At 74.1% G+C, this 10,278-nt stretch carries 10 protein-coding genes and 1 pseudogene; 9 read left to right on the forward strand and 2 right to left on the reverse strand.

The genetic code is table 11. From position 1 onward, the window contains the following. Together E1284_RS41995 and E1284_RS34000 are read left to right on the forward strand one after the other, a co-directional pair. A pseudogene (locus tag E1284_RS41995) lies at positions 1 to 914 on the forward strand (glycosyltransferase family 2 protein); the annotation flags it as partial. Between the two features lie 3 nt (positions 915 to 917). Further along, entirely contained in the window at positions 918 to 2,351 is a 1,434-nt protein-coding gene (locus tag E1284_RS34000) for a DUF5719 family protein (protein WP_131944265.1), read from the forward strand. Positions 2,352 to 2,365: 14 nt separating this feature from the next. On the opposite strand, the gene E1284_RS34005 is transcribed toward E1284_RS34000, so the two are convergent. Continuing rightward, entirely contained in the window at positions 2,366 to 2,797 is a 432-nt protein-coding gene (locus tag E1284_RS34005) for a metallopeptidase family protein (RefSeq protein WP_243714911.1), read from the reverse strand. A gap of 209 nt (positions 2,798 to 3,006) precedes the next feature. Here E1284_RS34005 and E1284_RS34010 point away from each other — a divergent pair, with 209 nt between their 5' ends. From E1284_RS34010 to E1284_RS34040, 7 genes are all read left to right on the forward strand, one after another. Then, positions 3,007 to 3,387, forward strand: a complete 381-nt coding sequence (locus E1284_RS34010) for a DUF3499 domain-containing protein (protein WP_131944266.1) — start codon at positions 3,007 to 3,009, stop codon at positions 3,385 to 3,387. A 117-nt stretch (positions 3,388 to 3,504) separates the two neighbouring features. Next, a complete protein-coding gene (locus tag E1284_RS34015; protein WP_131944267.1) occupies positions 3,505 to 4,860 on the forward strand; it encodes a phosphomannomutase/phosphoglucomutase in 1,356 nt (451 codons plus the stop codon). A gap of 42 nt (positions 4,861 to 4,902) precedes the next feature. Next, the gene (locus E1284_RS34020) at positions 4,903 to 5,085 is read left to right on the forward strand and encodes a Trm112 family protein (RefSeq protein ID WP_131944268.1); all 183 of its coding nucleotides are present in this window, start codon (positions 4,903 to 4,905) and stop codon (positions 5,083 to 5,085) included. Between the two features lie 103 nt (positions 5,086 to 5,188). After that, positions 5,189 to 6,331, forward strand: a complete 1,143-nt coding sequence (locus tag E1284_RS34025) for an SIS domain-containing protein (RefSeq protein WP_131944269.1) — start codon at positions 5,189 to 5,191, stop codon at positions 6,329 to 6,331. Beyond that, positions 6,328 to 7,293 (forward strand): cation diffusion facilitator family transporter, encoded by a 966-nt coding sequence (locus E1284_RS34030; RefSeq protein ID WP_131944270.1) that lies wholly within the window; start codon positions 6,328 to 6,330, stop codon positions 7,291 to 7,293. The genes E1284_RS34025 and E1284_RS34030 overlap by 4 nt, the downstream gene beginning before the upstream one ends. A 371-nt stretch (positions 7,294 to 7,664) precedes the next feature. Next, positions 7,665 to 9,245 (forward strand): sensor histidine kinase, encoded by a 1,581-nt coding sequence (locus E1284_RS34035; RefSeq protein ID WP_131944271.1) that lies wholly within the window; start codon positions 7,665 to 7,667, stop codon positions 9,243 to 9,245. 33 nt (positions 9,246 to 9,278) lie between these two features. After that, positions 9,279 to 9,953 carry a response regulator gene (locus E1284_RS34040; RefSeq protein ID WP_131944272.1) on the forward strand — a complete coding sequence of 225 codons (675 nt, stop codon included), beginning with the start codon at positions 9,279 to 9,281 and terminating at the stop codon, positions 9,951 to 9,953. A 113-nt stretch (positions 9,954 to 10,066) separates the two neighbouring features. Here the strand turns inward: E1284_RS34040 and E1284_RS42695 are convergent. Next, positions 10,067 to 10,278: hypothetical protein (locus E1284_RS42695; protein ID WP_207924109.1), on the reverse strand; the 212-nt coding region annotated here is incomplete at its 5' end.

The following is a 10,278-nucleotide window of genomic DNA, read 5'->3' on the forward strand; positions in this document are numbered from 1 at the left end:
CCGCGGCGCTGACCGCGCCGCTGCTGGCGGCCGGGTTCTGGGTGGCCGGCGGGGCGGGCGGGCCGCTCGGCAGGCTCGACCCCGACACCGTGCCCGTGTTCCTCCACACGCCCGGCGGGCCGCGGACCCTCGTCCTGCACAGGGAGCCCACCGGACGGATCTCCTACACGATCCTCAGGGACGACCGTCCGGTACTGGGCGAATCGGAGGTCACGGCGGGCGACGAGGCCGAGGACCGCATGGACGACCTCGTCGAGGGCCTGGCCGCGGGACGCGAAGGCGACGACGGCCCCGCACTGACCCGGATGGGCGTCCAGTACCTGCTGGTGCCGCATCCCAAGAAGGACCCGATCACCAAGGTCCTGGACGCATCGCCGGAGCTGACCCGCCTGAGCCGGACACGGACGTTCGCCGTATGGCGGCTGCAAGCGACGTCCGCCCGGATGATGCTCGTGCAAGGCTCGACGGTCACGCCGCTGCCGGCGGGGCGGATCAACGCCCGCGTGCAGATCCCGGCGGGGACGGGCAAACGCACCCTCCTCCTGGCCGAACCCGCCGACGACGGGTGGAAGGCCACATTGAACGGCCGCGATCTCAAGGCGCACACGGTCGACGGATGGGCGCAGGGCTACGACATCCCTCCCGCCGGTGGCGAGTTCAAGCTGGCACGGTCGATGTCCATGCGGCACATGTGGGTCGTCGTCCAGGGCATCGCCGTCTTGGTCGTGCTCGTCCTGGCCCTGCCCGGCGCCCAGGCCGACAACCTCGTGTTCACCGGCGACCGGGAGCGGCGCCGCCGCGGACGGCGCGGAGGACGCCGCGGGCGCCGCCGCGCGACCGGCGCCCACGTCCAGCACGGGACGCCCCCGGCCCTGGAACCGCCGAAGGAACCGAGCCCCGAGGAGGTGTCCTGACCCGTGGACAAGGTCCTGCGCCTCCTCGGCATGCGCTACGCCACGGCCGCTCTCATGCTCGTCGCCGTCGCGGCCCTGTACGGGGCGGCGACGTTCTCCCGCCCCGGCGAGGCGTCCGAGAAGGGCCGTCAGGCGCCCGTCACACACGCCGTGATGGTCTGCCCGGGGCACGAGGGCGGGCGCCTGGCCGTCCAGTCCCTGTCCCAGAAGGGCGCCGGACGCGTGGACGTGACGCCGACGAAAGGCGGCTCGCCCCTCGGTTCCATGACCTCGCCCGGCCAGGGCTGGGACGAGGACATCAAGACGGGCGAGAACTCCTACACCGTCCGCGCCGGCGGTGCCCTCGCCGCCGGGCTGGAGGCGGAGCAGACCACGCACTGGAGCGGCGGCCCCGACCGCGGCCTTGCCGGCGCCCGCTGCGCGACGCCCGGCACCGACCTGTGGTTCCTCGGCCCCGGCCCCGCCGGCACCGACGAACTCGACCTCTACCTGACCAACGTCGACGCGCAGCCCGCGTCCGTGGACCTCACCGCCCTGTCCGGCGAGGGGCCGCTCGACACCCCGGAGGGGCGCGGCACGCGCGTCGAGCCCTACACCACCCGGATCGTGAAGATCGGCGACTCGGCGGAGGGCCTCGGCGGCATCGTGGAGGGCGCCGCCGACCTCGCCCTGCGCGTGCGCACCACCAGCGGCCGCGTCGCCGCGTCGCTGCGCGCCCGGGTCGCGAAGGAGAAGGGCATCGAGTGGCTGCCGCAGGCGCGCGGGCCGGCGACCTCCGCGCTGGTCCCCGGCGTGCCGGGCGGTGACGGGCAGCGCCGGCTGCTGGTGTCGGTCCCCGGCGAGGCCGACGCCCGCATCCGGGTCCAGGTGATCACGTCGGGCGGCGCGTTCGCGCCGCAGGGGCAGGACGTCCTGGACGCCCCCGCGCAGACCGTGACGTCCGTTCTGCTCACCGGCGCGCTGTCGGGGAAGGCCGCCGCCGTCCGGCTGGTCGCCGACCGGCCCATCCTCGCGGGCTTCGCCGCGGGCCGCGGCGCCGACATCGCCTACGGCACCGCCACGCAGCCGCTCGCCGCGTCCGGGCCGGGCGTCGTCGCCGACAACCGGTTCGACGCGTCGCTGATCCTCACCGCCCCGTCCGGTGCGGCGACCGTGCGGGTCGTCACGATGAACGCGGCCGGGAAGAGCGCGCCGCGGGACGTGGAGATCCCGGCAGGCCGCACCGTGGAGACCGAGTTGGCCCCGCCCGCCAAGGGCGACGCGTCCTACGCCGCCGTGATCACGCCCAAGGCGGGGTCGGCGCCCGTCTACGCGTCCCGCGTCCTGTCCAAGGGCAAGGGCGAGGACTACCTGTTCACCGTCCTGCCGATCGTGCCGGCCGCGACGACCCTGCACCTGCCGGACGCCGCCGACTCCCAGACCGCCCTGACGCCGTAGCCGCCCCGGCCGCCCTAGTCGTCGTCCGGGAAGTCGTAGCTGGGATCGACCGACTCGGGGGAGATGCCGAGGAGATCGGCGACCTCCTCCACCAGCAGGTCGCGGACCATGCGGGCCTTCTCCACCTCGCCGGAGGCCCGTGCCTCGACCGGACGGCGGAACACCACGATCCGCACCGGCGCACCGTCCCCGGCCGAAAGCGTCTGGACGAGCGGGACGGGGCCGTCGAACCAGGGGGCGATGTCGGGCACCTCCTCGACGGTGAACTCGACCTGGGCCAGTTCCCGCTCCCAGCGCTGGACCAGCCGCTGCACCTCGTCGTCGACGAGGTCGTCGAACCGCTCCGCGCGGGTCCGCGAGACCGGCGCCTGCGGGGGCGTCAGAGGACCACGGAGGCCGCGACCGTGCCGATCGCGGCGCCGTACGCCTGCCACACGGGATCGCACGCGTCCAGCCTACCTCCGTGGCCGCGGCCGCCCCTCGGCGAGCCGGGAACCCGCACGACGACGCGCAAGGTCACGCGGGCGTCCGGCACCCACGGTGAGAGAACGAGACCACACGGAATGTAGTTGTTGCCCCGGAAATCGCCCGGTAACGGCGACACGTGCGCCGGGGTGGTGGCGGAGCCGGTGGGAGGGAGGTACGGTCAGCCATCGTGAGCCCCGTCCGCACCTGCTCCCGCACCGCCTGCAAGGCGCCCGCAGTGTTCACGCTCACGTACGTCTACCGTGACTCCACCGCGGTCCTCGGGCCGCTCGCCACGTACGCAGAGCCGCACTGCTACGACCTGTGCGCGGAGCACTCCGAGCGGCTCACCGCCCCCATGGGGTGGGAACTGGTGCGCCTCCCCGTCGAGGAGGAGACCGAGCCCAGCGCGGACGACCTGGAGGCCCTCGCCGACGCCGTCCGCGAGGCCGCGCGGCCCGCCCCCGGTCCCGGCGAGGAGCCGGTCGGCCAGGGCACCGAGGTCGGCCGCCGCGGCCACCTGCGGGTGCTGCGCTCCGAGCCCGCCGCCACCCAGCCCGGCCAGGAGTAGCGCCGGGACCGGTCGCGCCCCTCCTTCCCGGTAGGCTCGTGAACCCGGTTTCTCAGGGCACAGGGTCTGGTGGCAGGGAGTGCCTTCCGGCACGGGTTCTTCGGACAGGGAGCAGGAGTGGGCGACCTCGGCAAGATCTTCAAGGCGTACGACATCCGCGGCGTCGTCCCGGACGAGCTCGACCCCGCGATCGCCGAGGCGGCCGGGGCGGCGTTCGTGCGGGTGACGGGGGCGAGCGCGATCGTCACCGCGCACGACATGCGCGAGTCGTCCGGTCCGCTGTCGGAGGCGTTCGCGCGGGGCGCGACGTCCCAGGGCGCGGACGTGATCGAGGCGGGGCTCGGCTCCACCGACATGCTGTACTACGCCAGCGGCAGCCTCGACCTGCCCGGCGCCATGTTCACCGCGAGCCACAACCCGGCCCGGTACAACGGGCTGAAGCTGTGCCGCGCGGGGGCGCGCCCGGTCGGCCGCGACACCGGCCTCGGCGAGATCCGCGAGATGGTCGAGAAGGGCGTGCCCGCCTACGGCGGCGAGCCGGGCACGGTGTCGCGGCGCGACATCCTCAAGGGCTACGCCGAGCACCTCAAGACGCTGGTCGACCTGTCGTCGATCCGTCCGCTGAAGGTCGTCGTGGACGCGGGCAACGGCATGGGCGGGCACACCGTCCCGTCGGTGTTCGAGGGGCTGCCGATCGACCTGGTGCCGATGTACTTCGAGCTGGACGGCACCTTCCCCAACCACGAGGCCAACCCGATCGAGCCGGCGAACCTGCGCGACCTGCAGGCCAAGGTCCGCGAGACGGGCGCCGACATCGGGCTCGCGTTCGACGGCGACGCCGACCGCTGCTTCGTGGTGGACGAGCGCGGCGAGATCGTCTCCCCGTCCGCGATCACCGCGCTGGTCGCGACGCGGGAGCTGGCCAAGCACCCGGGCTCCTCGATCGTGCACAACCTGATCACGTCCAAGGCCGTCCCGGAGATCATCTCCGAGCACGGCGGGACGCCGGTCCGCACCCGCGTCGGGCACTCGTTCATCAAGCAGACGATGGCGGAGACGGGCGCGGTGTTCGGCGGCGAGCACTCGGCGCACTTCTACTTCCGCGACTTCTGGTTCGCCGACTCGGGCATGCTGGCGGCGCTGCACGTCCTCGCGGCGCTCGGCGAGCAGGACGGGCCGCTGTCGGAACTGCTCGGCGAGTACACCCGCTACGTCGCCTCCGGCGAGATCAACAGCGAGGTCGCCGACCAGGACGCGGCCGCCGCGAAGGTCAAGGACGCCTTCGCCGGCCGCCCGGGCGTCGAGACGGACGAACTGGACGGCCTCACCGTCGGCGACGAGTCCGCCGGCTGGTGGTTCAACCTCCGCCCGTCCAACACCGAGCCGCTGCTGCGCCTCAACGCGGAGGCCGGCGACGAGGCGACCATGGCGGCGATCCGCGACGAGGTCCTGGCCCTGGTCAGGGACACGTGACCGGCCCGGGAAAGACCGACTGTAGGGAGAAGTGACGCTGCCATGACGATGAAGCTGGACTCCTGGCTGCTGGAGATCCTCGCCTGCCCGAACTGCGGCGGCGACCTGCGCGCCGACGAGGGCGCCGACGAGCTGGTCTGCACCGGTTCGTGCGGGTACGCCTACCCGGTGCGCGACGACATCCCCGTCCTGCTCGTCGACGAGGCCAGGGCCCCCGCCTCGTGAGCCGCTCGGGGCGCGGCGTTGGCTGGACTGAGGAGCGAGGAACGAGCGACGAGGGAGGCCGACGCCGGGAAAGCGCCCCGAGCCGCCGAGCGAAGGCGAGGCCATGAGCGCAGCGATCGATCCCTCACGGTTGGAGGACGGCGAGGCGGCGGAGGCCGCGGATCCCGGCGGGATGCTGCGGCAGGTCGCCTCGTCGGCGGCGCAGGTGCGCGAGGCGCAGCGGGCGGCGGCCGAGGCGGGCGTCGCGGCGCTCGCCGAGGACGGTCGGCCCCGCGCGGTCGTGGTCGCCGGGAGCGGCGCCGACGGCGTCGCGGGCGACCTGCTCGCGGCGGTGTGCGGCGCGGGCTGCGCGGTCCCGGTCTCGACGGTGCGCGGCTACCGGCTGCCCGGCTGGGTCGGCGCGGCCGACCTCGTCATCGCGGTGTCGGGGTCGGGGAGCACCGAGGAGACCCTGGAGGTCGCCGCGGAGGCGGCCCGGCGCGGATGCAGGCTGATGTTCGCCGGCGCGCCCGACTCGCCGCTCGCCGACCTCGCCGCCCGGACCCGCGGGGTGTTCGTCCCGGTGCGGTCGGCGGGGCAGCCCCGAGCGGCGCTGTGGGGCCTGGCGGTCCCGCTGGTCCTCGCCGCGCGCACGCTCCGGCTCGCGGACGTCCCGGACGCGGTGCTGGAGTCCACGGCCGCCCTGCTGGAGGACGTCGCGCACCGGTGCCGTCCGTCCAGCGAACCGTTCGTCAACCCCGCCAAGCGCATCGCGCTCGACCTCGCCGGCGACGTGCCGCTGGTGTGGGGCTCGTCGGCCGTCGCGGCGACGGCGGCGTACCGGCTGTGCGGCCAGCTCAACGCGAACGCCAAGTACCCGGCGGTCTTCGGCGAGGTGCCGCAGACCGGCCACGACCAGCTGATGACGTTCGACGGCTTCTTCGCGGGCGGCGGCTCGTCCGCCGAGCCCGATGACTTCTTCCGCGACCGCGCCGACGAGTCCGAGCACGGCCTGCACCTCGTCGTCCTGCGGGACGTGGAGGAGCATCCGCGGGTGCGGCTGCGGTGCGAGGCGTCGGCCGCGATGGCCCGCGACCGGGGGGTGGCGGTCACCGAGGTCCGCGCCGAGGGCGAGCACCCGCTGGAGAGAATCGCGACACTGATCGCCCTGGCGGACTATGTCGCGGTTTACTTGGCTATCGCGCTCGGCGTGGATCCGACGCCGGTGCCTGCCATGGAAGAGCTCAGAGCGAGGATTACTAGATGAGTGCTGAGGGTGGAACAAAGGCCATCGTCGCCGCGCTGGCCGCCAACCTCGGGATCGCGGCGTCGAAGTTCGTCGCGTTCGCGTTCACCGGTTCGTCGTCGATGCTGGCGGAGTCGATCCACTCGGTGGCCGACTCGGGCAACCAGGGGCTGCTGCTCCTCGGCCGCAAGCGCGCCGCCCGCGCCCGGACGCCCGAGCACCCGTTCGGCTACGGCCGGGAGCGCTACTTCTACGCGTTCGTCGTCGCGGTCGTCCTGTTCACCGTCGGCGCGGCGTTCTCGCTGTACGAGGGCTACCACAAGATCTCCCACCCGGAGGAGGTCAAGTCCCCGATCTGGGCGTTCGCGGTGCTGATCATCGCGATCCTCATGGAGTCGTTCTCGTTCCGGACCGCGATCAAGGAGTCCAACGTCGTCCGCGGCGACCAGTCGTGGTGGGCGTTCATCCGCCGCGCCAAGGCCCCCGAGCTGCCGGTCGTCCTGCTGGAGGACCTCGCCGCGCTCGTCGGTCTCGTCCTCGCGCTGTTCGGCGTCTCGATGGCCGTGGCCACCGGTGACGGCGTCTGGGACGGTGTCGGCACCGTGGCGATCGGCGTGCTGCTCGGCGCGGTCGCGACGATCCTGGCGATCGAGACCAAGAGCCTGCTGATCGGCGAGGGCGCCGACGCCGACACCGAGCGGCGCATCGTCGCGGCGCTGGAGTCGGTCGAGGAGGTCCAGCGCCTCATCCACATGCGGACCGAGTACGTCGGCCCGGACGAGCTGCTGATCGCCGCGAAGATCGCCGTCCACCACGACGACACCGCCGCCGAGGTCGCCCGCGGCATCGACGCGGCCGAGGCGAAGATCCGGGCGCAGGTCCCCGAGGCGAAGCTGATCTACCTGGAGCCGGCGCTGTACGAGGCGGACGGCGCCGAGAGCGCCGTCGCGGAGAAGGCCACGGAGACGCCCACGACATCCTGACGCGCGCGTCCACGAGGAACACGGGACCCCTCGCCGGGCGGCCGCCGCAGTGCCGGCCGTACCCCAGCCCAGGCGAGACCGGCGAATGCGTCCGCGGGAGCGGACCGCGGCCGTCCGGCGAGGTGCTTCCCATGCGTCCCCGCCCGGACCCCTGAAACCGGGCGGTTCTGGTGTGACCGCGGCGGCCTCGCCGAACCCCCTACGTCGGCGATGGCCACCGTCGCGGTCACGGTTAAGACATTACGTGCGCGGGCCGCTCCGGGACGTCCCCCCTAAGGAGGGAACGCGGGTCGTACTCCAGGTGGACGCGCCTCCTCCCTATACATCCGAGCGGTGAGGCCACCGCACGCCCCAGCGGTCACTATTGAGGGGTGACCTCCGATGACAAGGCCCGGACCGGACCCGACCCCGCGGGGTTCGGCCCAGCCGTCGCGCACCACGCGTGGCGGCTGTCCGGCCGGATCGTGGCGGGCGTCGGGCAGCTGCTGCTGTGGATCCTCACCGGGATCGGCACCCTGCTGCGGCCGTTGGCGGTGCGGCTCGGCGCGCGGCTGACCGGCGGCGCCGGACGCCGCCCCGCCCCCGGTGTGCCGCCCGGCGCTCCGGCGGGTGCTCCGCCGGGCGGGGCCACGGCGCCGCTGCCCCGGTGGATCAACACCTGGCGGGAGGTCGTCGGCTCCTGGTACTTCGCCCCGCTGACCGGGCTCGCGCTCGCGATCGCCGCGCTCGCCGAGCTGGCGCCGCGCGAGGACTCCCCGCTCAGCCTCGCCGGCGGCTTCGCCGTCGCGGCGACGCTCCCGCTCGTCTGGCGCCGGGAGAACCTGCGCCCGGTCGCCGCGGTCGTGCTCAGCGCGGTCGCGGCGAGCCTGCTCACCGGGCAGATCCTGCTCGTCACCACCGGCTTCGCCGCCCTGTACACGCTGTACGCGCTGGGCCGGCAGCTGCCCCGCCAGTCGGCCGGCGTCCTCGCGGTCGGCAGCGTCGCCACGATCGCGGTCGTCTACCTCGCCGCCGGGACGCTCGACGAGATCCCGTGGCCGGCGCCGATCGTCGCCGTCCTCGCCGCGATCGGGCTCGGCGACGCGCGGCGCGTGGTGGAGTCCGCCGGGCGGACGGAGGCCGAGGCCGCCGAACGCACCAACGAGACCCTCACCCGGCTCACCGCCGTCCAGCGGGAGCAGGCCGTCATGCGCGAACGCGCCCGCATCGCCCGCGAGCTGCACGACGTCGTCGCGCACTCCGTCTCCATGATCGCGGTGCAGGCGGAGACGGCCCCCTACACGATGGAGGACCTGTCGCCGGAGGCCCGCGCCGGGTACACCGAGATCGCCAGGACGGCGCGCGAGGCGCTGGTGGAGATGCGGCGGCTGCTCAGCGTGCTGCGCGCCGACGCCAAGCCCGAGCCGGACGCCGCGAACTCCCCGCAGCCGCGCCTCGACCGGCTGCCCGACCTGATCGAGCAGCACCGCGGCGCCGGCGGGCGGGTCGACCTCGCCGTCCACGGCGACCCGCGCGACCTGTCCACGACCGTCGAACTGTCGGCGTACCGGATCGTGCAGGAGGCGCTGACGAACGCGCGGCGGCACGCGCCCGGCGCCGGCGTGCACGTCGACCTGATGTTCCTGCCGGACCGGCTGGCCGTCCGCGTCCGCGACGACGGCGCGTCCGCGCCGACGCAGGTGCTGAACCGGGAGGCCCCCGACTCCCGTACCGCGATACTGGATCCCGCGGGCCCGACCTCGGTGGACGGGCGCACCCGCGTGCAGGCGCCGGACTCCGGCGGCGGACACGGTCTCCTCGGGATGCGGGAACGTGCGACCATGCTGGGCGGACGGTTCTCCGCCGGCCCGGCCGCCGAGGGCGGGTTCCTGGTGGAGGCCGAGCTTCCGCTGACGAGGGAGGGGAATTCCCATCGTGGACACGGTTCGCAGGCGCCGCCCGGCCGTCCCTGACCCGCGCGTCCCCGCACCGGTGGGGCGGCGGCCGTGATCAACGTGCTGATCGTCGACGACCAGACGATCGTGCGGGCCGGGTTCGCCGCGCTGCTCGCCGCGCAGGACGACATCACCGTCATCGGCGAGGCCGGCGACGGCCGCGAGGCGGTCCGGATCGCCGAGCGCAACCGCCCCGACGTCGTCGTCATGGACATCCGGATGCCCGGCATGGACGGCATCGAGGCGACCCGCCGCATCCTCGCCCTGCCCGGCGCCGAGAACGTCCGGGTGCTGGTCCTCACGACGTTCGACATCGACGAGTACGTCTACGACGCGCTCGCCGTCGGCGCCAGCGGCTTCCTGCTGAAGGACGCGACCGCCGACGAGCTGGTCTCCGCCGTCCGGGTGGTGGCGCGCGGCGACTCGCTGCTGGCGCCGCAGGTGACCGGGCGGCTCATCCGCGAGTTCACCAAGCAGCGCCGCAACCGCCCGCAGGCCCCGGCGGAGCTGGCGACGCTGACCGCGCGGGAGACCGAGGTGCTGGTGCTGATCGCCGGCGGGCTGTCCAACGGGGAGATCGCCCAGCGCCTCGTCGTCAGCGAGCACACCGTGAAGACGCACGTGGCGAGGGTCTTCACCAAGCTGGGCCTGCGCGACCGCGCGCAGGCCGTGATGCTCGCGTACGAGTCCGGCGTGGTGGTGCCGGGAGAGAACGCCGCGAACTAGCGCGGTGCCGACTGCGTTGACCTGCGGCGTGTTGGTGTTATGAGCGCGTCCGAAGCAACAACACGCCGCAGGTCAACGAGGTGGCGACCCGGTCGACGCTTGTGGACGCCGCACTAGCCGCGGTAGGGCGGGTGGTGGCCGGGAGGCTGCGGCGGGTACGGCTGCGGGGCCGGCGCGTAGCCGGGCTGGGCCGGCGGCGCGGGAGCGTAGCCGTACCCGGGCTGCGCGGGCGGCTGTGCAGGCGGGTAAGTGGGCTGTGCGGGCGGGTAGCCGGGTTGTGCGGGCGGATAAGTGGGCTGTGCGGCGGGTGGTGCGGGCGGATACG

This window comes from Actinomadura bangladeshensis, from assembly GCF_004348335.1.
Taxonomy (GTDB): domain Bacteria; phylum Actinomycetota; class Actinomycetes; order Streptosporangiales; family Streptosporangiaceae; genus Spirillospora; species Spirillospora bangladeshensis.

Excerpts from the sequence above, each read along its gene's own strand:
- E1284_RS34020 (WP_131944268.1), top strand. The coding sequence starts at position 4,903 with ATGACGATGAAGCTGGACTCCTGGCTGCTGGAGATCCTCGCCTGCCCG.
- E1284_RS34025 (WP_131944269.1), top strand. The coding sequence starts at position 5,189 with ATGAGCGCAGCGATCGATCCCTCACGGTTGGAGGACGGCGAGGCGGCG.
- E1284_RS34030 (WP_131944270.1), top strand. The coding sequence starts at position 6,328 with ATGAGTGCTGAGGGTGGAACAAAGGCCATCGTCGCCGCGCTGGCCGCC.